This is a genomic window from Hyphomicrobium sp. CS1GBMeth3 (assembly GCF_900117455.1).
Classification (GTDB): Bacteria; Pseudomonadota; Alphaproteobacteria; order Rhizobiales; family Hyphomicrobiaceae; genus Hyphomicrobium_C.
In genome coordinates, this window is the sequence record NZ_FPHO01000003.1 from 1,993,160 (window position 1) to 2,019,051 (window position 25,892).

The 25,892-nt window shown below is 62.9% G+C and carries 28 protein-coding genes and 1 tRNA gene; 20 read left to right on the forward strand and 9 right to left on the reverse strand.

The genetic code is table 11. From position 1 onward, the window contains the following. Positions 1 to 204 precede the first annotated feature (204 nt). The 6 genes from CS1GBM3_RS19630 to CS1GBM3_RS16755 all read left to right on the forward strand — a co-directional run bounded on the left by CS1GBM3_RS19630 (position 205) and on the right by CS1GBM3_RS16755 (position 5,720). Complete coding sequence (locus CS1GBM3_RS19630; protein WP_072396647.1) at positions 205 to 438, forward strand: hypothetical protein; 234 nt, start codon at positions 205 to 207, stop codon at positions 436 to 438. Positions 439 to 648: 210 nt separating this feature from the next. Then, positions 649 to 1,743, forward strand: a complete 1,095-nt coding sequence (locus tag CS1GBM3_RS16735) for a DUF2157 domain-containing protein (RefSeq protein ID WP_072396649.1) — start codon at positions 649 to 651, stop codon at positions 1,741 to 1,743. Continuing rightward, positions 1,740 to 2,309 (forward strand): GDYXXLXY domain-containing protein, encoded by a 570-nt coding sequence (locus CS1GBM3_RS16740; protein ID WP_072396651.1) that lies wholly within the window; start codon positions 1,740 to 1,742, stop codon positions 2,307 to 2,309. The genes CS1GBM3_RS16735 and CS1GBM3_RS16740 overlap by 4 nt, the downstream gene beginning before the upstream one ends. An 86-nt stretch (positions 2,310 to 2,395) precedes the next feature. Next, positions 2,396 to 2,743: a RidA family protein gene (locus CS1GBM3_RS16745; protein ID WP_072396653.1), complete on the forward strand. Its 348-nt coding sequence runs from the start codon at positions 2,396 to 2,398 to the stop codon at positions 2,741 to 2,743. 174 nt (positions 2,744 to 2,917) lie between these two features. Beyond that, a complete protein-coding gene (locus CS1GBM3_RS16750) occupies positions 2,918 to 3,256 on the forward strand; it encodes a hypothetical protein (RefSeq protein ID WP_072396655.1) in 339 nt (112 codons plus the stop codon). Positions 3,257 to 3,563: 307 nt separating this feature from the next. Further along, complete coding sequence (locus CS1GBM3_RS16755; RefSeq protein WP_072396658.1) at positions 3,564 to 5,720, forward strand: sodium-translocating pyrophosphatase; 2,157 nt, start codon at positions 3,564 to 3,566, stop codon at positions 5,718 to 5,720. 82 nt (positions 5,721 to 5,802) lie between these two features. Here the strand turns inward: CS1GBM3_RS16755 and CS1GBM3_RS16760 are convergent, their stop codons facing one another. Both CS1GBM3_RS16760 and bamE read right to left on the reverse strand, forming a co-directional pair. After that, positions 5,803 to 6,426, reverse strand: coding sequence for a DUF6891 domain-containing protein (locus CS1GBM3_RS16760; RefSeq protein ID WP_072396660.1), 624 nt, complete (start codon positions 6,424 to 6,426; stop codon positions 5,803 to 5,805). Between the two features lie 49 nt (positions 6,427 to 6,475). After that, entirely contained in the window at positions 6,476 to 6,976 is a 501-nt protein-coding gene (gene bamE, locus CS1GBM3_RS16765; RefSeq protein WP_244534680.1) for an outer membrane protein assembly factor BamE, read from the reverse strand. A gap of 192 nt (positions 6,977 to 7,168) precedes the next feature. Here bamE and CS1GBM3_RS16770 point away from each other — a divergent pair, with 192 nt between their 5' ends. The 8 genes from CS1GBM3_RS16770 to CS1GBM3_RS16805 all read left to right on the forward strand — a co-directional run bounded on the left by CS1GBM3_RS16770 (position 7,169) and on the right by CS1GBM3_RS16805 (position 12,895). After that, positions 7,169 to 7,669, forward strand: a complete 501-nt coding sequence (locus tag CS1GBM3_RS16770) for a ubiquinol-cytochrome C chaperone family protein (protein WP_171946516.1) — start codon at positions 7,169 to 7,171, stop codon at positions 7,667 to 7,669. Next, complete coding sequence (locus tag CS1GBM3_RS16775) at positions 7,666 to 8,196, forward strand: YceD family protein (protein WP_072396664.1); 531 nt, start codon at positions 7,666 to 7,668, stop codon at positions 8,194 to 8,196. The genes CS1GBM3_RS16770 and CS1GBM3_RS16775 overlap by 4 nt, the downstream gene beginning before the upstream one ends. A gap of 161 nt (positions 8,197 to 8,357) precedes the next feature. After that, positions 8,358 to 9,407: a phosphate acyltransferase PlsX gene (plsX, locus tag CS1GBM3_RS16780; protein ID WP_072396666.1), complete on the forward strand. Its 1,050-nt coding sequence runs from the start codon at positions 8,358 to 8,360 to the stop codon at positions 9,405 to 9,407. Between the two features lie 48 nt (positions 9,408 to 9,455). Continuing rightward, positions 9,456 to 10,433 (forward strand): beta-ketoacyl-ACP synthase III, encoded by a 978-nt coding sequence (locus CS1GBM3_RS16785; protein ID WP_072396668.1) that lies wholly within the window; start codon positions 9,456 to 9,458, stop codon positions 10,431 to 10,433. Positions 10,434 to 10,621: 188 nt separating this feature from the next. Continuing rightward, entirely contained in the window at positions 10,622 to 10,948 is a 327-nt protein-coding gene (locus tag CS1GBM3_RS16790; protein ID WP_072396669.1) for an integration host factor subunit alpha, read from the forward strand. A gap of 412 nt (positions 10,949 to 11,360) precedes the next feature. Further along, positions 11,361 to 11,906 carry a MerR family transcriptional regulator gene (locus tag CS1GBM3_RS16795; RefSeq protein WP_072396670.1) on the forward strand — a complete coding sequence of 182 codons (546 nt, stop codon included), beginning with the start codon at positions 11,361 to 11,363 and terminating at the stop codon, positions 11,904 to 11,906. A gap of 136 nt (positions 11,907 to 12,042) precedes the next feature. Beyond that, a complete protein-coding gene (locus tag CS1GBM3_RS16800) occupies positions 12,043 to 12,780 on the forward strand; it encodes a 4'-phosphopantetheinyl transferase family protein (protein ID WP_072396671.1) in 738 nt (245 codons plus the stop codon). 37 nt (positions 12,781 to 12,817) lie between these two features. After that, a tRNA-Pro gene (locus CS1GBM3_RS16805) sits at positions 12,818 to 12,895 on the forward strand. A 193-nt stretch (positions 12,896 to 13,088) separates the two neighbouring features. Here CS1GBM3_RS16805 and CS1GBM3_RS16810 read toward each other — a convergent pair. The 4 genes from CS1GBM3_RS16810 to CS1GBM3_RS16825 all read right to left on the reverse strand — a co-directional run bounded on the left by CS1GBM3_RS16810 (position 13,089) and on the right by CS1GBM3_RS16825 (position 18,196). Next, positions 13,089 to 14,819, reverse strand: a complete 1,731-nt coding sequence (locus CS1GBM3_RS16810; RefSeq protein ID WP_072396672.1) for a bifunctional protein-serine/threonine kinase/phosphatase — start codon at positions 14,817 to 14,819, stop codon at positions 13,089 to 13,091. A 200-nt stretch (positions 14,820 to 15,019) separates the two neighbouring features. Further along, a complete protein-coding gene (gene ggpS, locus CS1GBM3_RS16815; protein ID WP_072396673.1) occupies positions 15,020 to 16,546 on the reverse strand; it encodes a glucosylglycerol-phosphate synthase in 1,527 nt (508 codons plus the stop codon). Between the two features lie 14 nt (positions 16,547 to 16,560). Then, complete coding sequence (locus CS1GBM3_RS16820) at positions 16,561 to 17,322, reverse strand: HAD family hydrolase (RefSeq protein ID WP_072396674.1); 762 nt, start codon at positions 17,320 to 17,322, stop codon at positions 16,561 to 16,563. Between the two features lie 517 nt (positions 17,323 to 17,839). Next, positions 17,840 to 18,196: a hypothetical protein gene (locus tag CS1GBM3_RS16825; RefSeq protein WP_072396675.1), complete on the reverse strand. Its 357-nt coding sequence runs from the start codon at positions 18,194 to 18,196 to the stop codon at positions 17,840 to 17,842. A 150-nt stretch (positions 18,197 to 18,346) separates the two neighbouring features. Here CS1GBM3_RS16825 and CS1GBM3_RS19870 point away from each other — a divergent pair, with 150 nt between their 5' ends. After that, positions 18,347 to 18,496 carry a hypothetical protein gene (locus CS1GBM3_RS19870; protein ID WP_171946517.1) on the forward strand — a complete coding sequence of 50 codons (150 nt, stop codon included), beginning with the start codon at positions 18,347 to 18,349 and terminating at the stop codon, positions 18,494 to 18,496. Between the two features lie 24 nt (positions 18,497 to 18,520). Here CS1GBM3_RS19870 and CS1GBM3_RS16830 read toward each other — a convergent pair whose 3' ends face one another. Beyond that, complete coding sequence (locus tag CS1GBM3_RS16830; protein WP_072396676.1) at positions 18,521 to 18,952, reverse strand: low affinity iron permease family protein; 432 nt, start codon at positions 18,950 to 18,952, stop codon at positions 18,521 to 18,523. Positions 18,953 to 19,086: 134 nt separating this feature from the next. Here CS1GBM3_RS16830 and CS1GBM3_RS16835 point away from each other — a divergent pair, with 134 nt between their 5' ends. Beyond that, a complete protein-coding gene (locus CS1GBM3_RS16835; protein WP_072396677.1) occupies positions 19,087 to 19,998 on the forward strand; it encodes a hypothetical protein in 912 nt (303 codons plus the stop codon). 32 nt (positions 19,999 to 20,030) lie between these two features. Here CS1GBM3_RS16835 and CS1GBM3_RS16840 read toward each other — a convergent pair whose 3' ends face one another. Beyond that, positions 20,031 to 20,858 carry a tellurite resistance TerB family protein gene (locus CS1GBM3_RS16840; RefSeq protein WP_171946518.1) on the reverse strand — a complete coding sequence of 276 codons (828 nt, stop codon included), beginning with the start codon at positions 20,856 to 20,858 and terminating at the stop codon, positions 20,031 to 20,033. Between the two features lie 232 nt (positions 20,859 to 21,090). Between CS1GBM3_RS16840 and CS1GBM3_RS16845 the strand changes: the two genes are divergently transcribed. Both CS1GBM3_RS16845 and CS1GBM3_RS16850 read left to right on the forward strand, forming a co-directional pair. Further along, positions 21,091 to 22,173 (forward strand): OpgC family protein, encoded by a 1,083-nt coding sequence (locus tag CS1GBM3_RS16845; RefSeq protein WP_072396679.1) that lies wholly within the window; start codon positions 21,091 to 21,093, stop codon positions 22,171 to 22,173. Beyond that, positions 22,134 to 23,042 (forward strand): SGNH/GDSL hydrolase family protein, encoded by a 909-nt coding sequence (locus CS1GBM3_RS16850; RefSeq protein ID WP_083567700.1) that lies wholly within the window; start codon positions 22,134 to 22,136, stop codon positions 23,040 to 23,042. The genes CS1GBM3_RS16845 and CS1GBM3_RS16850 overlap by 40 nt, the downstream gene beginning before the upstream one ends. A 173-nt stretch (positions 23,043 to 23,215) precedes the next feature. Here the strand turns inward: CS1GBM3_RS16850 and CS1GBM3_RS16855 are convergent, their stop codons facing one another. Next, the gene (locus tag CS1GBM3_RS16855; RefSeq protein ID WP_072396683.1) at positions 23,216 to 23,434 is read right to left on the reverse strand and encodes a hypothetical protein; all 219 of its coding nucleotides are present in this window, start codon (positions 23,432 to 23,434) and stop codon (positions 23,216 to 23,218) included. A 226-nt stretch (positions 23,435 to 23,660) separates the two neighbouring features. On the opposite strand from CS1GBM3_RS16855, the gene CS1GBM3_RS16860 reads away from it, so the two are divergent. Beyond that, positions 23,661 to 25,262, forward strand: coding sequence for an ATP-binding protein (locus CS1GBM3_RS16860; protein ID WP_072396685.1), 1,602 nt, complete (start codon positions 23,661 to 23,663; stop codon positions 25,260 to 25,262). Next, positions 25,237 to 25,836 carry a response regulator transcription factor gene (locus tag CS1GBM3_RS16865; protein ID WP_072396687.1) on the forward strand — a complete coding sequence of 200 codons (600 nt, stop codon included), beginning with the start codon at positions 25,237 to 25,239 and terminating at the stop codon, positions 25,834 to 25,836. Before CS1GBM3_RS16860 ends, CS1GBM3_RS16865 begins: the two co-directional genes overlap by 26 nt. The last annotated feature ends 56 nt before the right edge of the window (positions 25,837 to 25,892 follow it).

The following is a 25,892-nucleotide window of genomic DNA, read 5'->3' on the forward strand; positions in this document are numbered from 1 at the left end:
GGAGCACCATTCTTGACGAAAAGTTATTGATGCAGCGCAACACGGAGCATCATCGATCCGAAGCGCATTGTGGCGTGCGTCGCCGCTGCCGTCGAGCCCTTCCGGACGATAAGCATTTATGCTGCGTTTCTGGCTTGAAAGTACAAAGCATGATATGACCCCCGCTTCGTGTTGTTCAGGAGCACGAAGGAGGAAAGAAAACCCATGGATACAAAAGTCGTCGTCGCAATTGCAGCTGCGATCGCTCTGGCGGTGATCGCTTATACGGCGTTCTCGCCGGCACCGGACACTACTACGACAACGCCCGAGGCGACATCGCCGGCTCCGTCGGTGGCCCCGTCGCCTGCGCCCGAGCCAACACCAGCACCGGAGCCCGCTCCGACCCCTGCGCCGGAAGAAACGCCGTCGCCAGAGACACCGCCGTCGCCCAGTCCCTGATCTTTTTCGAGGGAATGGATTGAGATTTGGGCTGTTCATCCCGGTTTACGATTCCGGGACGCGGGTAAGTATACCTGCGTCCCGGTCATGCTCATGACATAAATATTTCCGGCGATTAGGTTCGGTCGGATGCGTCCCATGAGAGAGATGCATCCATGAGAAGAACGCAGACCGCCCACCTACGACGCTAGCCCAGGACCCCTTCCCTCCATGTGGAGCTACCGCAAACGCATTGACCAAGACCTCACGCGCTGGCGCGAGGCCGGTTGGATCACGCCCGAGGGCGAAGCAGCAATCCGGCGCGACGTCGAGAAGGGCGGCGTGCACACCATCGGTCTCGCCAACGCTTTGGCGATCCTGTCCGCAGTACTGATCGGCTTCGCAATCATGAGCTTCGTCGCCGCCAACTGGCAGGACATGCCGCGCATCATGCGCCTCGGCATGCTGGTCGCGGCGCTGTGGGCAGCCTATGGCTTGGCGGGCTTCCTTGCGCGGCGCGGTATGCCGGGGTTCGCCAGCGCGGCGATCTTACTTGGCGTCGCGATCTTCGGCGGCTCCATAATGCTGGTCTCGCAGATGTACCACATGGACGGCAACCCGGCCGATGCGGTGCTGCTCTGGGCCGGCGGCGCGCTGCTCGCGGGTGTCGTCTTGCGCTCCAATCCATCGCTCGCCTTTGCCATGGTGCTGGTCGTCTATTGGGGCATCAGCGAGGCGATTCGCCTCGAGCGAGTGTTCTGGCCGTTCCTGATCCCCTGGGCGCTGATCTCGGCCGCATTCTATTGGCAGCGCTGGCGCCCCGGCGTGCATCTGTCCGGCATCGCGCTCACCGGCTTCATCATCAGCCTCGGCTATCGGTTGAATGACGGCCACGCCCACGGCCTTGTGGTGGCGGCAGGCCTCGTCGTCATGGCAGCCTCCGTCGCTGGCGAGCGTTTGAAGCCTGAGCTGCCCGCACTCTGGGCCGGCGTCTTGAACTACGGCTTGATCATCGCCTTCGCCGGCCTGCTGGCGCTGCAGTTCTTCGAGGAGCCGAAGCTCGACGTTTTCATCCTTCTCGCCGTGCTGGCGCTCGCGCTGCTCATCGCCACCATCTGGTGGGGCCTGAAGGCAGGCAACCGCGGCGCACTGTGGCTCGGCTACACGGGCTTCTCGATCGAGGTCATGGCGGTTTACACAAAGACCATCGGCACGCTCTTGAATAGCGCGCTTTTCTTCCTGGTCGCCGGCCTGATCGTGTCCGGCCTTGCCGCCGTCGCCTACAGGCTAAGCAGCCGTGTCGAGCCGCAGGGGGCCACGCCATGATCAAGCTGTCTCCCCTGTCCTGGATCGCAATTGCCATCGTCGCGCTGGTGCAGACCGTGGCGCTCGCCAGCATGGTCTACGGCCGCATCGCGCTGCTGCGCGACGGACGCGAGATCGTAGCCGAGGTCATCCCTGTCGATCCGCGCGACCTGTTCCGCGGCGACTACGTCATCCTGGGCTATGCCTTCAGCCGCACCAACGTGCCGGTGCCGGAGGGCGTCGTCCAAGGCGACACGATCTACGTCACGCTCAAGGAGACGGAGCCTGAAAAGTGGGAGGCGCAAAAAGCCGCCACCCACTACGAGGCGACCGCAAACCCATCCGAGGTCGTGCTGAAGGGCATCGTCGACTACATCTATCGGCCCACCGGCGACGCCCAGCCCACGGCCTCCGTGCGCTACGGCATCGAAAGCTACTTCGTGCCGGAAGGAACGGGCCGCGAGCTCGAGACGATGGTCCGTGACAAGAAGATCTCGGCTGTTCTCGCCGTGGGCGATACGGGCAACGTCGCCATCAAGGCCCTCGTCGTGGACGGAAAGCGCGTCGCCGTGGAACCGCTGCTCTGAGTGCCGATCACGCGCGCGCACTGGCGCCACGCGCTCCGCTCTGTTAAGCGGACGGGCTTTCACAAACAAAAGGAGCCCGCCGCGCCATGAGCATCACGCGTCACGAGGAAACGGAAATCTACTCCAAGGCCGCCGAGGCCAACGGCTTCGTGTTCACGGCCGGCATCGTGCCGTCGGATCTCTCCCGCGACGTCAAGGGCCAGACCGAGGAGGTGCTGCGTGAGATCGATCGGCTGCTCGCGCTCGCCGGCACCTCGAAGTCCAAGGTCGTGCAGGCGACCATCTGGCTCAACGACATCCGCCACCGCGAGCAGATGAACGAGGCCTACAAAGCCTGGACCGGCGGCAAGGACACGCCTGTGCGCGCCTGCGTCGAGGCCAAGCTCGTTGATCCGCGCATGCTGGTCGAGATCAGCGTTGTCGCCGTCAAATAGGCGGTGCGCGAGGGGGGGGGCGAATTTCCCGACTTCCTGACTCCAGTTAACCTTCCCTGTAACTCGTTTGCCGCGGCGGCTCATGATTCGCAGCGCTGCGGCGCGACGCCTATCGAGGCTTGTCTCTGAATCGGGCAGAATCCGCGCGCACGGCTGAATGCGAACGAGGCTAACATGTCGGCAATCGGAATTCTGAAAACGGCGGCTGCAGCTGCTCTGCTGGTCGCTAGCGTGGCACCTGTGTTGGCGGATGATACCGGCTTCGCCTATATGCACGACCTGCGCCGCGAAGGCGGCAGGACGTGCTTCACCGACCACTACCACTACGGCAGTGGCTCCGGGAAAACAAAGGCGGCTGCGCAGAAAGCGGCGATCGGCTCGTGGGCGAGCTTCACCGATTTCGAGTACGGTAGCGACTGGGCACGGTTCTCGCGTGCGGCAAGCAAGGGGATCAGTTGCTCGCAAGGCGGCGGCTCCATTGATTGCCAGATCCAGGCACGCCCCTGTAAATAGCTCGGCCGGATAGCCACCGTTCGGAAGCGTTTGAAGCGCAGCCACGGAGTGGGTTGCGTACGATCTTTGCTGGGCTCTTTGGGGGGCAACGTCAGGCATAACGAAGACGCGAGGCAGCGGTGTGTATAAGCCGCAGCACGCGTCTTCGCCTTTTTTACCTCCTGTGCCTGTGTTGCAACGCCTGCGCTCTTTTGGCATGGTCCCGCGCGCGTCTCTGAATCGGGGCGAGACCGCTTTGGGCTCTAAGCCGCGAGCGGGCGTACACACGAAGGCCGCAGCCAAAGCTGGCCAAACAGGGGAAGGATCGATGACAGAGGTACTCTGGGGGATTATCGCCTGCGGGGCGTTGGCGATCGTCTACGCCGTTTTCACAATCCAATCCGTGATGAAAGCCGACGCCGGCAATGCGCGCATGCAGGAGATCGCCGGCGCTATCCGTGAAGGCGCGCAGGCCTACCTCAACCGCCAGTATCAGACCATCGCCGTCGTCGGTGTCCTGATCTTTATCCTCGCGTGGGTCCTGCTCGGAGCGGCTGTCGCCGCCGGCTTCCTCCTTGGCGCCGTCCTCTCGGGCCTTGCCGGCTACATCGGCATGAACGTCTCTGTGCGCGCCAATGTCCGCACCGCTCAGGCCGCCAGCGTTTCGCTCGGCAAGGGCCTCGACATTGCTTTCAAGTCAGGTGCTGTGACCGGCCTGCTCGTTGCCGGCCTCGCACTGCTCGGCGTCTCCATCTACTATTACATCCTGACGCAAGTGTTGGGCTACGCTGCGTCCGACCGCACGGTGATTGACGCGCTCGTGGCGCTGGGGTTCGGCGCTTCGCTGATCTCGATCTTCGCCCGTCTCGGGGGCGGCATCTTCACCAAGGGCGCAGACGTCGGCGGTGATCTCGTGGGCAAGGTTGAGGCCGGTATTCCCGAGGATGATCCGCGCAACCCGGCGACGATTGCCGACAACGTCGGCGACAACGTCGGCGACTGCGCCGGCATGGCGGCCGACCTGTTCGAGACCTATGCGGTGACTGTTGTTGCCACCATGGTGCTTGCCGCCATCTTCTTCGCCGGTCAGGCCAACTTCGAGTCTCTGATGGTCTACCCGCTCGCCATCTGCGCCGCTTGCATCGTGACCTCGGTCATCGGCACCTTCTTCGTCAAGCTTGGCGCCAACAACTCGATCATGGGCGCGCTGTACAAGGGCTTCATCGCCACAGCCGTGCTGTCGATCGGCGGCCTCTGGATCGCGACCGAGTACGTGCTTGGCACCTGGGGTGAGGTCGGCACAGCAGCCGGCTTCGCGATTACGGGCCAGAACCTGTTCATCAGCGGCCTCGTCGGCCTCGCGGTGACGGGCTTTATCGTCTGGATTACCGAGTACTACACGGGCATCGGCTATCGCCCCGTGCGCTCGATCAGCCAGGCGTCCGTCACCGGCCACGGCACCAACGTGATCCAGGGTCTCGCCGTCTCGCTCGAGGCAACCGCGCTGCCGACCCTCGTCATCGTTACCGGCATCCTGGTGACCTACAACTTGGCGGGCCTCTTCGGCACCGCCATTGCCACGACGACCATGCTCGGCCTCGCTGGCGTCGTCGTTGCGCTCGACGCCTTCGGTCCCGTGACCGACAACGCAGGCGGCATTGCCGAGATGTCCGGCCTGCCGAAGGAGGTCCGCCGCTCGACCGATGCGCTTGACGCGGTCGGTAACACGACCAAGGCCGTCACCAAGGGCTACGCGATCGGCTCGGCCGGCCTCGGCGCGCTGGTGCTGTTCGCCGCCTACAACTACGACCTCCAGCACTTCATCCAGAAGGCCAACGAGGCAGGCTCGACGTCCTACCAGTTCTTCAAAGGCGTGGAGACCAACTTCGGCCTCGACAACCCATACGTCGTCGTCGGTCTGCTGCTGGGCGGTCTGATCCCGTATCTGTTCGGCGGCATCACCATGACCGCCGTTGGCCGCGCGGCGGGCTCGATCGTCGAGGAGGTGCGCCGCCAGTTCAAGGCCAAGCCCGGCATCATGAAAGGCACGGAGCGGCCGGACTATGCCCGCGCCGTCGATCTCCTGACCAAGTCGGCGATCAAAGAAATGGTCATCCCGTCTCTGCTGCCGGTGCTGTCGCCGATCGTTCTGTTCTTCGTCATTGAGGCCATCGGCGGACGCGGCGCAGCTTTCTCGGCCGTCGGCGCCATGCTGCTTGGTGTCATCGTCACCGGCCTGTTCGTCGCCATCTCGATGACCTCGGGCGGCGGCGCCTGGGACAACGCCAAGAAGGCATTCGAGGACGGCTTCGTCGACAAGGATGGCGTGAAGCACGTTAAGGGCTCGGAGGCGCACAAGGCGTCCGTGACCGGTGACACCGTCGGCGATCCTTACAAAGACACCGCCGGCCCAGCCGTCAACCCGGCCATCAAGATCACCAACATCGTGGCGCTGCTGCTGCTCGCCGTCTTGGCCCACGGCTAAGCGCGCGCACCAGGATCGCCCTGACAAGCGAAAGGCCCTGGCAATTGCCGGGGCCTTTCTTTTCCTACGATGCAGCGCGATCCTATTTTACGACACGGATGACGGCCGAGGCCGGGATGCGGCGCTGCCAGTCGAGGCGCACTCCGATGCGCTGCCGGATCGTGCCGTCCCAGTCCGTTTCGAGCCCGGCTTCGCGAAGTGCGGCGACGATCGTCCGTCCGATCGCGACGCTGTTGGCTTCGTCGCCGTCCACGTGGCCGTAGGTGAGGTAGAGGCCGTGTCCTTCGGTGGCACGATCCGTGTCCTGCGCGTGGTAGAACGTGAACCCCGACACGTCGAAGCCAGCGTTGACCGCGGCCTGGATCTCGTCTCCGATTTCGGCAAGCCCGCAGTTCTGGCAGCAGGTGAAGTCCTGCCGCGCGACGATGCCACTGCCGTTCAGCGCATCAAACGCGCGGTCAAGCCGGTCGCAGTCGGTAACCTGAGGCCACGTCGCCTGCGCTGCGAGATGCGCGGCGAAGATCTTGTCGATTTCCGTCTCGCACACGCGTTCCACCGCGGTCGGATCCGCGTCTTCGTTCTCCTCGAGGAGGTGTTCCACCGCCTCCTCGACGACCTCCGCGAATGTCCGGTCACCGCGCGCTACGAGTGGCCGCGCGAACGCCTGAACTTCCTCGATGAACGCTGCGTCGTCTTTCTCGTCCATTCCGTACTCTTCGAGCAGACGGCGCTGCGCACCGCCGCGCGGCCTCCGCTTAGTCCTCGCCGAAGATCTGCTTGGTGCCGAGGTTGCGGAACAGCTGCTTGAAGATGCCGTCCTCTTTTCCGCCCGGCGCCGGCGTCGTGCGCGACACGAAGTCGAACACCTTGCCGTCCTTGAGACCGTAGTTGGCAACCCGGTCGACGGTGGCGTTTGGCGAGAAATAGACCGCAAGCACCTGCCGATCGACCTCGTTGCCCTTCATGAAGGCGGTGCGCTTCGACGTGCTCGAGATGTAATAGTAGGCCGAGCCGTTGCCGTAGGTCGTAGTGGTGGTCGGCGTGCCGAGGATGAGTTTGACCTGCTCCTGCCCCATGCCGGGCTGTACCTGGGCGATATCGGATTCGCGGAACAGGTGGCCGTGCTTGGTGATTTGCTCGCTGCAGGCCGATATGCCGACCATGACGGCCAGCAGAACGGGCATCAGCGCACGGAGCGCCACGTCGCGGGCGCGCGTCGGCTCGCCATCTCTCCCTGGCGCATGGTGACGGCGCATGCTGCGATGACCCCCTCGGAGACTCATGAAACCCCTGTGCTCAAGTCCCGCCCTTAGCTAAAAGGAGGCCGCAAGGCAACGCCGGGATCGTCCCAATCCCCTTTCGTAAGAGGTTGAAAAACCCGCGTGCTCTCCTGGTTTAGACGCAGAGCCGAAGATCGGCGCACAGCAATCGACCTTTATGGCGCGATCGTGACCCGCGCCCGCCAGCCTGCGTTTTTTGACGTTCATGGTGTCCAGGATACCCCGGAAGGCCGCACCGCCTTGATCATCCTCGCGATGTTTCCCGTGTTGGAGCGCCTCCAGGGTGCCGGCACGGGAGAGCGTCACGCAGCGCGTCTATTGTGCGAGACGTTCATCACCGACGTCGACGATAGCCTGCGCGAGATGGGCGTCGGGGATCTGTCCGTGCCCAAAAAGGTCAAGCGCGCCGCGCAAGCGCTCGGCGAGCGGTGCCTCGCCTATAGTCGCGCCGTCGCATCCCAAGAGCCCCCTGAGGCGCTCAGCCACGAGCTCGCGATAACCATACCGGGGCTCGACTCGCGCACCAGCGGCGCCGAGGCTATCGCCCACGCAACGCTGAGCTTTAGGGCCGCCCTGCAAGGCATAGAGACCGAGAAGCTGTTGGCCGAGCCAAGCGCGTTGCCCGATTTTCCCGGCATGACCAGAGAAGAGATTGGAGGTGTCCGATGACAGCCCTTCGCGATTGGACGCACCTCGTAACGGACATCCCGGAGCGTGGCCTCAGCGAGCGCCGCCAAGCGACGGATGAGGAGCGCGTCGAGTTGGCGCGTGAACTCGATATCCCTGCTTGCGAAGCTTTGAGCGTCGCCTACGAGATCAAGGGACTCGGCAAGGGCCGCTATCGCCTCTCCGGCACGCTTGATGCCGGGATCACACAGGCGTGCGTGGTGACGCTCGAGCCGGTTCCCGCCCGGCTTTCCGAGCCGTTTTCCGTCGAGCTGGCCCCTGCTGGTGACCTTGAGGACGAGCCATCGGTCGCAGGCGATCGCGTCGTGTCCTCCATTCCGGACATCGAACCCATCGAGGACGGCCGCATCGATGTCGGCACGATCGTGTTCGGCGTCCTGTCGTCGGCGCTGCCCCCCTATCCGCGTAAAGATGGTGCCGCCTTCGATTGGGTCGACCCCAAGATCGAGGCTGGCGCGGAGGCAACCAACCCCTTCGCGGCATTGGCCAAGTTGAAACCTGGCTCTTGACCGCCCGGCCACAGGGCCTTCTTGTCCCCGGTTGCGACGCGGAAGCCTGTTGTTTCAGCGATCCAAACGGGTATTTTCCCGTCGGCTTGCCTCCGGGGGGACGGCAGCCCTATTCCTCTTTGGAGACGGGAACCTTTGTCGACAGGTTCAAGAAGGGCCACATGGCTCAGCCGCGGACATTAGCGCTCGACGCCATGGGAGGCGATCACGGCCCGGAGGTCGTGGTGCCTGGCGCTGCGATCTCGCTCGAACGCTATCCGGCGCAGAGCTTTATCTTTTTCGGAGACGAGGCGCGCATTGCGCCGGTGCTTGCTGCCCATCCTGCTCTCGCCGCTCGCTCGCGCGTCGTGCACACCAGCCAGGTCGTCTCCATGCAGGAGAAGCCGAGCCAGGCGCTGCGCCGCGGCAAGGGCTCCAGCATGTGGCTCGCACTCGAAGCCGTGCAGAAGGGCGAGGCCCACGCGGCCGTCTCGGCCGGCAATACCGGCGCCCTGATGGCAATGGCAAAGCTCATCCTGCGCCCCATGCCTGGGATCGAGCGTCCGGCCATCGCGGCTCTATGGCCCACGACAACGGCCGAATGCGTTGTGCTCGACGTGGGCGCAAACATCGGCGCCTCCGCGCGCCAGTTGACCGACTTCGCCCTCATGGGCGCCGCCATGGCGCGTGCGCTGTTCCACGTTGAGCGCCCGACGGTTGGCCTGTTGAACGTCGGCGTGGAAGAGATCAAGGGTGCCGAGGAGGTCAAGGAGGCCAACGCCCAGCTCAAGAAGGGCGAGGAACTGCCGCTCGATTATCGCGGCTTCATCGAAGGCGACGAGATCGGACAGGGCAAGGTCGACGTCGTGGTGGTCGAGGGCTTTGCCGGCAACATCGCTCTCAAGACCGCCGAGGGAACCGCCAAGCAGATTGGCTACTATCTGAAAGACGCCATGATGCGCACGACCTTATCGAAGCTGGGCGCGTTCCTTGCGCGCGGAGGCTTTCGGGTTTTGAAAGAGAAAATGGACCCGCGCCGCATTAACGGTGGCACGTTTCTTGGCCTAAACGGGCTTGCGGTCAAGAGCCACGGCGGCACCGATGCCCTGGGCTTTGCGAGCGCCGTCGATCTCGGCTACGAAATGGCGGAAAGCGGACTGATCGAGCGGCTTGCCGCCGATCTAGAGACCTTCCACCACCGGCTCGGCGCCGATACGCACTCATCGAGCTAGCGTACGGGCTCAAAAGGGGCCGCAATAAGCAGGAAAGAAGAGGCCACCTTGGCAGTCATTCGATCGGTCATCCGCGGTGTCGGCGCGTATCTGCCGAAACGCATCATGACCAACGCCGACCTCGCGAAGATCGTTGACACATCCGACGAATGGATTGTCGAGCGCAGCGGTATCCGCGAGCGCCATATTGCCGCCGACGATGAGCTGACCTCGACGCTCGGTATCGCTGCATCCCATCAGGCCCTGGTCCGCGCTGGCATCGACCCGGTTGATATCGATCTCGTTGTCTGCGCCACGGCAACTCCCGACCGTACATTCCCTTCGACTGCCGTTCGTATTCAGTCGGGGCTTGGCATTACTAAGGGTGCGGCTTTCGACGTCCAGGCGGTGTGCTCTGGCTTCGTCTACGCATTGGCCGTCGCCGACAACTTCATCAAGACGGGCCAGTCGAGCCGCGCCCTGGTAGTTGGCGCGGAGACGTTCTCGCGCATCCTCGACTGGACGGATCGCGCAACCTGCGTCCTCTTCGGCGACGGCGCCGGCGCCGTCGTGCTCGAGGCGCAGCCTCAACACGGCGCGCGCGACGATCGCGGGGTTCTGACCACGCTGATCCGCTCGGACGGCCGCTTCGAGGATCTTTTGTACGTGGATGGCGGTCCCGGCTCGACGAAAACCGTGGGCCATTTGCGCATGAACGGGCGCGAGGTATTCCGTCATGCAGTGCAAAAAATCTCCGGCGTGATCGAGGAGGCTTTGGTCGCGTCGGGGTACACCGCAGACGAGATCGATCTGTTCATTCCCCACCAGGCCAACATCCGCATTCTCGACGGCATCGCCAAGAAGCTTGGCATCGAGCAGGACAAGATCGTCAAGACGCTGGAAAAGCACGGCAACACATCGGCTGCGTCGATTCCGCTGGCTCTTAACCAAGCCTTTGAGGAACACCGTGTGCGGGAGGGTAGCCTCGTGCTGATGGAAGCCATGGGCGGTGGCTTTACATGGGGTGCTGCGCTGGCCCGCTGGTGATCTCGCAGATGCGAAATCGCACATAGGTGCGCCGCACAAATCTGCCAACTGAACGTTGCAAAACTTGCGGTTAAAGGTAGCGCTAATTCCTTGTGCGATTTCAGGCGGTTGTTGCGATCTAGCATTGACCGCGCGCTCATCCCCCGGTAGCATCAGGAACAATACCTAGCTACGGGGAGGCGTGCGTTATGAGCGGGAAAACACTGACACGTGCCGATTTGGCCGAGGCAGTGGTCCGTAAGGTCGGTCTGCCGCGAAACGAGTCTCAAGAGCTCGTTGAGCTGGTGCTGAACGAGATCTCGGACAGCTTGGCGCGTGGCGAGCAGGTGAAGCTCTCCTCATTCGGCTCTTTCGGTATCCGTCAGAAGGGCGAGCGCATCGGTCGCAATCCGAAGACTGGCAAAGAGGTGCCGATCACGCCGCGTCGTGTTCTCGTCTTCCGCCCCAGCAACATCATGAAGGACCGGATCAACTCCGGTCGCACGCGCCGCGCCAGCACCAAGGCCGCCGAGTAGTTCCCTTCATTTCGAGCATTGAGCAGCGTAGTCGGCGCTGCCGCGCGCGCAACCACGCGCACTGCGCGATGCGATGAGCACACAGACGAAAAAAGTTCTCACGCAATCGGCGCGTCGCCGCGAAAAAACCGCGAGACAACAGTGAAGCTTTGATCGGTGCTGTGTGGGAGTTCTGCACAGCGTCGAAAAAAAAGCTGTGGCCTTTCACTCGGATTGATCGAGACGGCGTGCAGTGTTGGCGGTATGCTTGTTGAAGCAAGCTGTAGCGTTGGCGTTCGCGCATCTTCACTCAGTTCGAGATGCAGAGGGGGCTCGGTTGTGCCGTCCGGCCTATCGGGCCGGCGCCGTACATCAGCGAAGCGCAGGCCGGAGCGATCCGGATCGTCGATGGCCATGGCATCGAGGGGTAACGATGAGCAAGGCAGCGGAGGCTTTTCGAACCATCAGCGAGGTCGCTGATGAGCTCGATGTGCAAAAGCACGTTCTGAGATTCTGGGAAGCGCGCTTCCCGCAGGTCCGGCCCATGAAGCGCGGTGGCGGCCGTCGCTACTATCGGCCGGAAGACATGGAGTTGCTGCGCGGCATCCGTCATCTGCTGCACGCCGAGGGCTACACCATCAAGGGTGTCCAGAAGATCCTGCGCGAGCAGGGGATTGACCACGTCAAGCAGCACGGTCGCGTCGCGGTTGAACCGCGCGCTACCACGCGCGGCGCCCGGCCGGATGCACGCGCTCTGCCGGCAAACGTTCCGGCGATCGGAGCGGCACGGCCTTCGGGTCCCGTTCCCGTCTCCTCGCGCCGCGGCGGCGCACGCGCCCGCGCAGGTGCCATCGAGCACCTCGCCGTCGTCGAGGCCGCGATCAAGGAGCTTGAGCAGTGCCGCGCGATCCTGCTGGAGACGCTCGGCAAGGCCGAGCCCGTTCGTGCCCCACGCCGCGCCCGCGCCGTTGGCGCCTAGCCGCGCAGGTCTGATCGCCCGAGACGAATCAGCTTGGGCGATCTTGGCGCTTCGACGCGTGCCACCGTCTTCTAACTTCGGCAGTTGCGCGCTAAACCACGCGCGTCTGTTGCGAGGCCCCTAGGGCAGGTTGGTGATGGCGACGGAGCTCTGGCTCGTTGATCTGGACAGGACTGAAGGTGCCCTCGAAACGCTCGAGGCAGCGACACCGCGCCTGTCCATCGATGTCCAAGAACGCATCGACCGCATGGCCGACACTGCAACGCGCCGCGAGCGGCGGCTCGCGCACATCGCCCTGCGCATCCTGCTCGAGGCGCGGCTCGGCCCCGGCATTCGGGTGACGCCCTTCATAAGAACCCCGCAGGACAAGCCCCTGCTGGCCGGCTGCGAGACCGCCTTTAGCCTCTCTCACACACGAGGGTTGGCCCTGATCGCGCTCGCCGACCGTGACCCGCTCGGCGTCGATATCGAGGTGGCGAGGCCGGTGCGCATGCCCACCCATCGGCGGGCTCCGATCGAGGCGGAAGCCATTGCCCTGGCCGGAGGCGCCCCACTCGACGGCGCTGGTCCGGACGCGCGGTTTCTGAGAGCGTGGGTGCGCCTCGAGGCGGCGGCCAAGGCCCAGGGCCGCGGTATCGGCGCCCTTCTCGAGCCTCTGAGGCCCAGCCGTGCAGCGGCGATGGCAGCCAGCGCAGCCGCGCCGAAAAAGAACAGTCCGCCGTCGGTCATCGTCCACGACGTACCGACCGAGCGTAACGTATATGCAGCCTTGGCCCTCGCGGCTGGCGTTTCTCCGCCGCCGTTGCGTCATCTGCCGGACACCGCGGCCGGCCTCGACGGCCTTCTTTTAGCGAAGCAGGGAACGAGGCGTTGACCGGAGCCCCGTTGCCGGACATAAGGGGGGCCGAAGTCGGAGCGTAGCGCAGCCTGGTTAGCGCACCAGTCTGGGGGACTGGGGGTCGGAGGTTCAAATCCTCTCGCTCCGACCAATATTTTCAAGGCTTTGATCGATCTCCAGGGCGCCGCCGGTTAGGCTAGGTGCCAACCGAGTGCCGCAAACGGCCGGTTGCACGCGCATTGTTGGGAACGTAAGCCGGCAGCTGAGATCTCAACGATGCCGTGGTTGTCGAGGAGCCTCAGCGCGGGCGGCCATCAGTGACGGTAGCTGCTGAAGTATTGTTCCTATCTCGTTGCGAGTAGCCATAGGACAATCAGAACCAACCCGCCGGACAGCATTTTCCAAAACAGCAGTGGATTGCGCTCGATAAGCGGCGTGACCGATCGGCGTTTGGGGGCTTCCCTTGGCCGGCGCAAATCGGCAACAAACTCCGAGATGGCCTCATAGCGCCGCGATGGATCGATGCTCACGGCCTTGCGGATCGCCAAATCCATCCATTCGGGCACGCGGGACGAAAACTCGGAGGCAGGAATGTAGAAAAGCGATGCCTGCGCCTTCGGCGTCGTCGCGCCGGCCACGCTGTCGCCGTAAGGCAGACTACCCGTGAGCAACTCGTAGGCGACGAGACCAAGAGAAAAGAGGTCGGACTTTTCGGTGCCCGGAAGACCTAGAAAATATTCGGGCGCTGCATACTGATGCGTTCCGAGGATGTCGCCCGTTTCGGTCTCGGGCATGGCCTCGCGGACCCCTGCAACACGCACCGAGCCGAGGTCGATGATCTTCACGGTGCCGGAGGCGTCTATCATGATATTGTCGGGGCGGATGTCCTGATGCAGCATTTCCATCCGGTGAAAGGCGCGCAGTCCCTTCGCGATCTGCTCGACGATGTCACGCACCGTCTCCAAACTAGGCTGCGGATTGTCATGCATCCATTGCCGCAACGTTTGCCCCTCGATCAGCTCGGAGACCGTGTACAGGCTGTTACGCTGGCGTTGCGCCTTTACCGATCTGACGACGTGGGGCGAGTTCAACCGGCGCGCAACCCACTCTTCCATGGCGAACCGACGGCGAGCGCCCAGGTTGTCGCGCAGATCCGATGACAGGACCTTGAGAGCGACACGCTCCCCGGTTTCGCTATCTATCGCGACGTAGACGATGCTGCGGCTCGTGGCATGGATCTCGCGCACGATGCGAAAGCCATCGAGATCATAGGGGATGCGCGGCACCTCGGCTGCCAGCGCCTGCTCGGCACCCAGGAGAACGTCCTGCGCGCTCTCTTCAGGAAGGCTGTCGACACGTACGATTTGGAACGTCAGATTATCGTCGCTGCCATTGGCGAGGGCGTGGGCCACGATTTCGCCGGCAGCAGCGTCGAGGTTATTAGCCGAGGTGATGAGGGCCGCCATCTCGCGGGGGCTCACAAACTCGTGCACACCGTCGGTGCTCAAGACAAAGACATCGCCGGGATGCAAATCGACGGCGAGATAGTCGATCTCCACATTGGGTTCGACGCCCAAAGCGCGGTTGAGATAGCTCTCGGTCTTCGAGACCGCCATGCGGTGGTCCCGCGTCAGCTGCTCGAAGTTGTCGCCGGAAACCTGACAGATGCGGCTGTCTCCGATGTGGAAGATGTGCGCGGTTCTGCCTTTGAAGATGATCGCGCTGAGGGTGCAGATGTAGCCCTGATTGTCATAGAGCCAGTTGCGCTGGCTTTCAGCGTAGAGCCATGCATTCACGGCACGGATGACGCGTTCGCCGGCCGTCTTTGCTGACCAGGTATCAGAGGTACAGTAGTAATCTGTCAGGATGCTCTTGACGGCGATCTCCGCCGCGACTTGGCTGACTTTGCTCGATGAGATGCCGTCTGCCAAAGCAACTGCAATCCCCTTCAAAGCGCGGTCGGTTCCGTCTGGAACAAGTGCTCCGTGGAAGTCTTGATTGGTGGGTTTTGCCCCGGCTTCGGAACACTGACCGATCGCCAAAGAAAGTCCGGCAGCGGAAGATCGAGTCAACATGAAGCTCCATTTCGAGGCAACAGGCTGGGCTCCCGCAATGTGACAGGGTGCTGTTGTTCGTCAATGAGGCCTTGTCTCCCGCCGCAGGCGAACTCAGCGTCCGCAGGTCGGTTTGTTGACCGAAACTGAAGCACCCCTGTTCGTATTAATTAGATACTCTCTGGGGCACTGGGGGGGCAGCGACTCGCCGCGCGACAGCCTCAACTAGCGACGTTGCGCACCTGCCCGGGCTTGACCACCTTCAATCCTTCGAAGCGTCCCCGAACGTGCTGCGCCCAATGCTCGACATCCCACGTCCGCACGCGCTCTTTCATCTTTGCAAGCCTCCGCGCGCGCTCGTCCTCCCGCATGTTGAGAGCGGCATCGATGGCCGCGTCCATGCTGCGCTCGGAGTAAGGATTGACACTGACGCTCTCGGTTAGCTCCACGGCGGCGCCGGCGAATTCCGAAAGAATGAGAACCCCCGGATCGCCGTTCTGGGCGCCGATGAACTCCTTCGCAACGAGGTTGAGCCCGTCGCGCAGTGGCGTGATCCAGCAAACATCCGCGGCCCGGTAGTAGCAGACGAGCTCGTCGAATGGCACGCCGCGGGTCGACAGCATGATCGGCGTCCAGCGCAGATTTCCATATTTTCCATTGATCGCACCGACCAGACGCTCGACCTCGCGCTGCGCCGAGCGATAGGCGCTCATGCCGTCGGCCGGAGCAACGCAAATGCAGAAGAGCTTGACCTTCTCTTTGAGATCGGGGCGCCGCTGAAGCAGTCGGTCGAACGCTTCGAGCATCTCTTTCGTGCCTTTGACGTAGTCGACACGGCCCACGGATATGATGAGGCGGCGGTCTCCGATCTCGGAGTGGATCTCCGCCACGCGTTGCCCGGCTTCGAAGCTCGAGAGGTGCTTTTCGATGACAGCCGGATTGGTGCCGATCGGCCAGGCATCGATTTCGACGAGTCGGCCCTTGTACTTGAGGGCCGTCGTCACCTGCGGTTCTGACAAAGCCGTGCCTGTCGGACTGAACGGGCCCTTCACGTCGCGCACGTGGTGGCGCTCCGCGCCCATCAGCGAGCAGGCGACCGACGCAAAGTTCTCGGCATAGCGAGGGATGTGAAAGCCCACGATGTTGCAGTCGAGAAGGCTGCCCAGAATCTCCTCACGCCAGGGAAGCACGTTGAACGCGTCCGGTGACGGAAACGGCGTGTGATGGAACAGCGCGATCCGCGCATTGGGCTTTATCTGACGAATGAAATGGGGAACGAGCCACAAGTTATAGTCGTGCACCCAGATGAAGGCGTCGTCGCTGGCCTGCTCGCATGCGGCTTCCGCGAACAGACGATTGACGTTGCGGAAGTTGTCCCAATCGACAGGCGCATAATTGAACTTGCTCGGGAACGAATGCAGGATCGGCCAGAGCGCCTCCTTCGACGTCACGTGATAGAACGCCTTCACCTGCTCGGCTTTGAGCGGCAGCCGCACGACGTCGTAGCTTCCATAGGAATCGTTGATCCGAACGGAGCGCGGGAAGTCGTGTGAGCCTGAAGAGGGCACCTGCTTCCACGCCACCCACACCGCATCTTCGGCGCTGCCCAGAAACCCCTTCAGGGCAGGAACGATGCCGTTCGGGCTCTTGTTCTCCTTGTAGACGACTTTGCCGTTCTCCACGGCCTCCTCATAGGGCTGCCGGTGATAGACAATGACGAACGACGATTTTTTGATGGATTGAGCCATGCAGCGTGTTCCCTTTATCCCGGCCCAGGGGAAAGGAGCTCGAAATGTTCGATTGCCTCGAGAATCCCCCCGGCTCCCTCTCGCGTTGCCATGTAGACGTTGGTGAACGCCTGAAGCGCAGCCTTCAGATACGGCTCGGAGTTCGCGACTGCGACACCCCTGAGGCCGGTCGAAAAGAGTGAAAAATCGTTCAGTGTGTCGCCGGCGCAGAGCACGCGATCGTGCCCGATGCCTTCATGCGCCAACAGCTTGAGCAGCGTTTGCCCCTTGTCGACGCCGCGCGGCAGGACGTCGAAAAAAAGATCGGCCGACATCAACGCAGCGTAGCCCGCCTCTTCGATCTCGCGAGCGGCTGCGCTGGCCAACATGCGATCGCGATAGAAGTAGGAGAGCCGCCGTCCGCCGAATGCGGTCTGAAGCTCGATCTCCGGCCGCTCGAGCATGATCTTGCTGGCGCGCTCCGGCCCCGGCCAGCGGCTATCGATCCAGCGTTCTATCTCGGGATGGGGCTCCCAGCCCGGAGCGACAACGACGGACGTGCCAACGTCGCCGACGATCAGGTCTGGCTGAGGCGTGCCGAAGAGGGTCGGCACATTGGAGGCGAAGGGGATGTCACGGCCGGTCACAAACACCAGCGCGATATCATTGCGTCGCGCGCTAATGAGGCCGTAAAGCGCCTGGCGATCGGAGTCCGAGCCCCCAAGGAAGGTGCCGTCCAGGTCAACGGCAAGAAACAGCCGTCGCGACGCGAGCGTTCTGATGACGTCCGATGTCATTTCGAACGTGCGACCAGGTGTCGGACGACCTCGGGTGGAAACCTGCTGGATGTGGGGTCCGGACCAGTTTGAAAGAGCGACTCCCATCGGACGCGCGGGGGAGTGAGCTGCGAGTCTCGTGCAGAGCGGGGAGCTGCTGCTGCGTCGATGCCGCTGACCGTCTTGGTCCAACCGGTAAGCGTGATTTCTGATGATCGAGTGCGAAAATTTCCCGTCACGATGCGCCTGTTGCCTCTCAATGCGCGAGCACCTCTTTGTCGTTGGGAGAGATTGAAGACGCTATCCAGCTCAAGCGGATAGCGTCGGATGATCTAGACCGTGAGCGTGCCCCAAGTGGCAAATGATTACAACCCCTCGAGCAACCACAAATTGCGGCGTTCGGCGGTCTCGTAAGCGAAAGCGTCACGGATATGAATGATCGCATACGGACAAGATCGGCGCATTCAGCTCTGCGCACGAGGAGAGACCATCACATTCTGCGCGATGGCTATGGCGTCTGTCGTTGGATGAGAAGCTGCTACGGATATGTCCGCGTCGGTGCGCGAAACGCGCTCGTGAACCGCAGCGACAGAATGTTGTTGTCACGCCCTGTAACCACGCAGTCGGCCTCTTTGCGATCGGAACTCGTGAAGAGCTTGAGCGGACGAGCCAGGAGTTGCGGTTTGATGTCGTCGTGCCAAAGCACGATCTGCGCCGTGAGCGGAGACACGTCACGGATCGTGCACGGGCGCGGCATGATCAGGCTCTCGCCCCACAGATAGCCCTCTTGCATGCGTCGCGGCGTGCGGAAGTCCGATGGCGTGAGCGAGCGCGCCTCGTGCCTGCGCGGCGCCTCCCCGGATAGGGAGGACACGAGCGTCTTCCATAGGGCCATTGCCTTCCCCTCCTTTGACAAAAAGCCATCGGGAGGATGGCTGAACGTGGTGAATAAACCGCTAAGTCCAGGCCCTCACCCCGGCCGGAATCCGGAACTCAACCCGATCGGGCGGCGTTCACAAATCAAACTCACGAGGAGGAAAAAGGTATGTCTGATCGCAAAACCGTAAATCCGACGGAGTCGCGTCAGGCTACGCCGCAGCGCACGAACTATCGCGTCCTGACGCGATCTCTGCTCATTGCGATCATCGCGGCCGCGATCGTGTATGCGTATTTCTACCTGCAGACGCCGGGCTGACGTGCCACGCAACACGTCCCTCTATCACCTGGATCGACGCGATCCCTTTCGAGCTTTGAGTTCTCTCGCCACGTGAGCAAGGTCGTCGTCGATCAGCGGCGCGTACTTCTCGCGCAAACGCGCGAATTCGCCGTGCACATGCTCGAGTTCCTCATCGGACAACTGCTCGAGGTCGACCATCGACGTGCGTGCTCCTTCGATGCTGCGTAAAAGCTCGTCCAGCTTGAGCGACACCACGCGGGCGTCACGGTTCTGCGTGTTCTGGATCAGGAACACCATGAGGAACGTGATGATGGTCGTCCCGGTATTGATGACGAGCTGCCACGTGTCGGAGTAGCCAAAGATTGGCCCGGACGCGGCCCACACGACGACGATTGAAAGCGCGGCGAGAAACGACCAATAAGAGCCGACCGCGTGCGCGGTGCTCTCTGCAAATCGACGAAAAAAATCATTCATCGCATGCTCCCGAAGCTGCCGCTGGTCGCGGACCTGTTTTTCTGGGCTGGACGGCAGCCGGAACGGGCGCCGCCGTCAGCCAGCTCATAAGTACAACGCGGGGTGCCGGGTTCCCGCTGCCAAGGGGGGCGTAGATGTCGGTCGACGGGGTACAGATCACGCTTTGCGTGGTCGGGGCGTTCTATGCCTTTGCGGGGTACGTAGCGACAAGGGCAGCGCTCACCTCGCATATTCTGGATCGCGCCATCGCCGCCATCGCGAGCACCAGGCCGAGCAACAGAGAAACCGCACAGAGCATGTGGTTGCTAGCGGCCGCCACGGTGGTGCTGGCCGGCGGCGTCGCGCTGGTTTTTCTGCTCGACATCGCCGCGTGGCTGTTCCTCGCGTCGGCCATCGGCCAGGCGCTTTATCTGTTCTACGTCGCCCCGAGGTACTTCGACACCGAGGACCCGCCGGATCCTCGGGGCCGCCGCCAGTCGACGAACGCGTTCGTTCTCTATGTACTCGCAACCGCGTTCGTCCTATGGGCGTTGTCGACCGACAGACTGACGAACTGGCAGGACGCGGGCTGGCTTCCACTCGCAGGGCTTGCCGTCGTCCTGGCGGCGCATGTGGGCTACGTGATCCGCATCCTGGTCGGTACGCCTGCGTCACGCGCGTCAAAGTCCGCGGGTAAGGCGACGAGCGGCGATACACCCCCCGGGCTCGACCCCTCCAAATCGAAACGCGTCAAGGTCATGACGGATTATTACGCACATCCGCTTTGGACGCTCGACGAGCATTCGTACGGCGACTTTCCGCCAGAGGCCCTCGGTCTCTCGCCCGAGCTGACGCGAGACCTCAACGCATGGGCCGAGGATTACACGTCTTCTCTCGATCCGGACGATCCCGCCGCGAGCCTATGGAGCGCAGACCAGAACAGCGCCCATGAGGCCAAGGCACGGCCGCTCGCTGTCCGCCTCGCGCGCGAGCGGCCGGATCTGATGATCTACGTGATGGATGCCGCCGGCGGCGTGGTTGAGGTCCACGCCGATGAGGAAATCTGAGCGCCCGCGCGCAACGACGAGCGGACGACGCGTCAGGCGCGGGTTCCGGAGGCCGGTACGGAAGACGTTGCCTCCGGATTTTTCGCCGAGGCAACCGCCGTTTCGAGGTGCGCGACGAGCCCGTCTTCGAGGCCGAGCGTAGCTGCCAGATAACGCAGGTAGGCCTGCTCGGCCGGTGTGTCGGCTTCGATGGCGACCAGCGACGCCAGGTAGATCTCGCTCTTGACCTCTGGCGTCGCGGCTGCAGCCGCGAATTGCTGCGGAGACCAGGGAGCGGCAATCTCGTGTTCCAGGAACGACTGCTCCTCCGAGCCGACACCGAGCGCCGAAAGCCGGCCAACGATACGATGGCGCTCGTCGGCGTCGATGAGGCCGTCGGAAAGAGCGGAGGCGATCATGGCGCGCAGAAGCAGCAAGGCATGCGCATCCGCGGGCGGTGCGCCGGGAACCGTTGCGCCTTGGCGCGCGGCAGCGAGAAATTCGGCCGCGCGCGTGCCGAGCACCGGCTTGCCGTCTTTGTAGTTCGTATACGCCTTATAGGCGAGGCCGCCGATCACGGCAGCGGCACCGAGCTTGAACACGTCGCCGGCCACTTCGCGCCCATCCTTGCTGCCGAGCAACAGCGTCGCCAGAGTGCCCGCCGCCGCACCGCCGGCAAAGCTGCCGGCGCGGCCGCCGAGGAAGCTCTTGGCCTGTTCGAGCAGGTCGGGAGAGGCGCCCTGCGGCGCAGCGGTGTCGCCCGGCGCCACGTCGCCCGACGCCACATCGCCGCGAGGGTGCGTTACAGGCACTGAGCCCGTCGTTGGTGCTGCGGCCGAGCCTCCCACCAGCAAGTCGAGAAGCTTTGAGGCATCGATCATTGAGGTCTCCAGCCAAATTGAGTTGATCTCCTGAACGCGCCGTAGATGGGGATCGGTGCCGAGAGCACAAGGTGCAGTGCAAAAAATGGGCGCAGCAATGATCACTTGTGAGGCGCACTGCACAACGGCATGAATGAACGCGATCATCCGCTTGTCTCGCGTCGCGAGGTAGGCTTTAAGGCACTGGCCTCAACGAGGGTTGAGATTATCATAAAAAGACGACAGAACGCCCATGCGACCCCCCAATGCGATCGACTTCTGGCGCGGCGTCGCACTCGTCATGATCTTCATCAACCACATTCCGGGACTCGACTACTCGATCCTCACACTGCGCAACTACGCGATCTCCGATGCTGCCGAGCTGTTCGTCTTCCTGGCAGGCTGCTCGGTGGCGTTCGTCGCCAATGGACAGGCGACTGTGAAGCCGCTCGGCGCGGTTGTGATGCGTCTCCTGGTGCGCGCCTTCGAGATCTGGCAGGCGCAGATCGCGACCATTTCGGTGGCCATCGCCATTCTGGCCGCGAGCGCCATCTACTTCACCGACCCGCTGCTGCTGGACTGGCATGGAGCCGGGCCGGCATTCTCCGATACCGTGCGGTCATCGATCGGCCTCGTGCTGCTCACCTATCAGATCGGCTATTTCAATATTCTGCCGCTCTACGTGGTCCTGATGCTGATGGCCGTCGCGCTCGTCGTCCTCTCGCGGTGGTCGCTGCTGCTGGCCGTTGCGGCTTCGGTGGCGCTTTATGCTGCGACGCTCGCCTTTATGTGGAAGTTGCCGAGCTGGCCCGTCGGTGGCGCGTGGTTCTTCAATCCGTTGTCCTGGCAGATCCTGATCATGCTGGGCTTCGTTTCCATGGTTGCGAAGCGCCGTTACCCGGCTTGGGATGCAATGCTGCGCCGTCTATGGCCGTTTTCCGTCGCAATTGTCGCCATCGGCGCTGTCATCGTATGGATTGGCTACCGTCCGGACCCGATGCGCGTCCCGCAGCCCCATTATTTCTTCATCTTTGATAAAGAATTTCTCTCACCTGCACGTGTTATAAACATGCTGGCGATCGCGATTGCATTCTATCCAGCCTTTCCTGTACTTTCGGAGTGGTTAGGATCCGCCGTGCGTTATTTTAGCTGCTTGGGCCGCAACTCGTTGCCTGTGTTCTGTGTCGCATCGTTGCTCGCGCTGACCGGCCAGATCATTCGCTATATCGGCGAGCCCACTTTTTTACTCGACACGGCGATCGTCATATTCGGATTGGTTGTGTTGAGGGTTACAGCATGGGTCGCCGAGTATCAGTATTCTCCGCCGTCATCTTGATCGGCCTGTCGGCCGCACTGGTGACGCATGCTGGGGCAGCCGAGCAGGCAAAGCCGATTGAGGGCGCTCGGAAGGAAACGCCAGCGCGCGTCGTGCCGCTCGCCGCACCCGGGTCGTCGGGTGCTGCGGCGCAGACGGTAAAGCGCAATGCGCTGCGCGTCGCGACGCGCCATACGTCCGTCGAATGCAAGGTCAAGGGCCCGGCTTACGAAGGCCGCGCACCCCTGCGGGCCGTACGTCGCGCCCTGCTACAGAAACGGCCTGTGCGCGTGATGGCGCTCGGCGCGGTATCGACCGCGGGCGCAACCGCCACATCCTCGCCGCGCGCCAGCTATCCTGTCCGACTTGAGAAGGATCTTGAAAGCACCATCGAAGGCCTGCGCGTCGAGATGTTCACGCGGGGCCTGCCTGGCGAGGTGGCGGAGGAAGCCGGTGAGCGTATCAAGGCAGAGGTTGCTGCCATCAGACCCGATCTCGTGGTCTGGCAGGCCGGCACCAACGATGCCCTGGCGCGGATCGATGCCAAAACGTTCGGCGATCTCCTGCGTGAGTCGCTGTCATGGCTCGCGAGCCATAAGATCGACGTCGTGTTGATCGACCCGCAGTATGTCGAGCGTCTCGCGAAAGACACGCGCTACACCAGCATCGTGAACGAGGTGGCGACTGTCGCTAGCGAAAAGCGCGTACTGCTGGTCAACCGCTATGACGCCATGGCGGACCTCGCGCGCCAGCATCCTGGCTCGTCGTACCTGTCCAACGACCGCTTTCATCTGAACGATCTCGGCTATCGCTGCATGGCCGAGTACGCGGCCCGCGCCATCGTGGCCGGCGTGTTGCAGGCTGACGCCGAGAACGGCGCCACACACTGACGCCTCGCGATCAAGCGAGGCGTCCGTTTCTTGTCTCCGATGTAGTAGGAGCCGCCGAAGCTTAGGCGAGGTGGACGACGGTCATGATGACGATGGCCGAAGCCACTAGGAACAGGTCGAAAAGCTTCGTACCGGTCGGCATCGCTAGACGTCTCCGAATGGCCATGACGAGGTCAGTCTGCGCGCAGCAGGTCATCGAGCGGCGCGCGGGGCGCAATCTCGATCGCTGCCGAGGGCAAACCCAGCTCAAGATCATCATCCGGACCGCCGAGCGGGCCAGGATCATCAGGATTGATGGCCGTCAGGATACGGACGTGCGCAAAGCCTTGCGAGGAAGCTGCGGGAAGCCGTTGCTCAAGCTCGCCCCCGGACGTGGAGGGATGGTCGATCATCGTGTCCTCCGTTAATTTTCTATTGCCAGAGGTATGTTTGCGACACGGAGGACATTGCTGCGATTGCCCCTGGGCGGCAATTGGCATGAGTACGTAGGAACATCACATACGGTAAACTACGTATCGCCCCCGCTCCGCATCGATGGAATATGGCCAAGGCCTTGTCGCCGTTGATCAACTTCGGCGCACAGGGCGAGCAATAAAGGACGGCCCGATCCCGGACCCCATGACGGACGCCCGCCTCTACCGCCGGATTCTGATCGGCTGCGCGTTCGTCGCGGCCTACGTGGCGATGGATTACCTGAGCTACGTTAAGCCCTACCGCGGCTTGGGAATCACGCCTTGGAACCCGCCGCCGGGCCTCAGCATCGCGGCCGTGTTTCTCGGCGGATGGATTTTTGCACCGTTCGTTTTGGTTGCGCCCGCAGTCGCGGATTTGATCGTGCGCGGCGGCGCTCTCGGCCCCAAGCTTGAGATCGTTCTGTCGCTTGCGCTCGGTAGCACCTATCTCGCGGGCGGGCTCGCGCTGCGCCGTATTGCGAACTTCGATCCGCGCTTCCGCTACGTCCGCGATGCGTTGACCTTGATCGGCGTAGCGATATCGGCCTCCCTGGTGGCCGCCGCGCTTTATGTGGGTATCCTGCGCTTCTCCGGCACGATCTTTCAGAATGAGGTCGTGGCCGTCGCCTGGCGCGCTGCCGTGGGAGATCTGATCGGCATCCTCGTCATCGCGCCGCTCGTGCTCATGGCTTTCACCTTCAAGCCCTGGCCAAACCCCGATACCATGGTGTTCGTCCAGTTCGCGGCCCTGTTCGGCGCGCTGGCCGTCGTCTTCGGATATCAGGAAGCAACGGCCTTCCAGCTTTTCTACCTTCTGTTCCTGCCGTTGCTGTGGATCGCGCTGAGCTACGGGCCGCCCGGCGCCGCGGTCAGTCTGCTGTGCATCCAGGTCGGTCTGATCGTCGGTGCCGAGATCCGATTCGGGCCCGATCCAGGTCTTGGCGCCCTGCAGGTTCTGATGATCGCGCTCGCCATCACCGGGCTCATCGTCGGCACCATCGTTGCCGAGCGTGAGGACGCCGCGGCCCGCCTGCGCGACCAGCAGGCGTCGATCAATCGTGCGTTGCGCATCCGCTCAGCGGGCGAGGTCGCAGCGACCATTGCCCACGAGATCAACCAGCCGCTGACGGCGCTCAACACGTATGCTGGCATAGCAGCCAAGGCCCTCGAGGATGGAAAACCGGATCTTGTGAAAAGGGCCATCGACAAGATCGGCACCGAGAGCATGCGCGCCAACGAGGTGCTGCGTTCGATTCGCGAGCTTCTGCGCCAAGGCACGCTGTCGAAGCGCTATGTCGACCTCAAGGCCAAGCTCGAAGAGCTCGAGGAGCTGCTCCGCGAGGATCTCCAGAAGAAGGGAATCCGCCTCACCGTCGACATCGCGCCGGGTTTTCCCATCATACGTGCCGACGGCGTTCAGCTGCAGCAGGCGATGCACAACTTGATCGTGAACGCCGCCGAGGCCATTCTGGGAGCCGACCGCGTCGGCACAGTCGCGACGCACCTCCGCCTGTCTGGAGGCGATGAGGTGCTGATCGAGGTGCAGGACGATGGCCCCGGATTTCCGCCTGGGTTCGACGTCAACGAGCCGGCACCGTTCACGACGACGAAGCCGGAAGGATCGGGGCTTGGCCTGGCGGTTGCGCGATCGATCGCCGAAGCGCACGGAGGCAGCCTGTCCATCGCGACATCGCCGCGCGGCGCGCGGGTTGTCCTGAAGCTGCCGATCGAAAGGGAGGACGATGAGCAAGACCGTAAGCATCATTGACGATGAGGCCTCGGTGCGCGATGCCGTCGCGATGCTGCTCGAGACGCACGGACTTGCCGTCTCCTGCTATGAGAGCGCGAAGACCTTCCTCGACGCGCCGTTTGCGGCCGGCTGCATCGTCAGCGACGTGCGCATGCCGGAGATTTCGGGGCTCGATCTTCTGCGCACGCTCAGAAGTTCGGGCGATCCGCGTCCGCTGCTTCTGATGACGGGCCATGGCGACGTCGAGCTCGCCGTGCAGGCCATCAAGCTCGGCGCCTTCGATTTCGTGGAGAAGCCGTTTTCCAACGAGCGCCTGATCGCGAGCGTAGAGGATGCACTCGTGGCTTCGGAGAGTTCGCTCAAGGAGCGCCTCGAGCTCGACGATCTGAAAGCCCGGTTTGCAGCGCTTTCCGAGCGTCAGCGCGACACCATGCAGCTGCTTGTTCGCGGCCTCTCGAACAAGGAAATCGGCCAGCAGCTGGGCATCAGTCCGCGAACGGTCGAGATCCATCGCACGTGGGTGATGACCAAGATGTCGGCCCGCTCAATCGCCGATCTCGTGCGCATGGCGATGGCGCTCGGCATCGAGTGATCTCCACCGCATTTCCGCAAAAACACAGCTCCTGCCCGCCGAACCCAGAAGGGTTT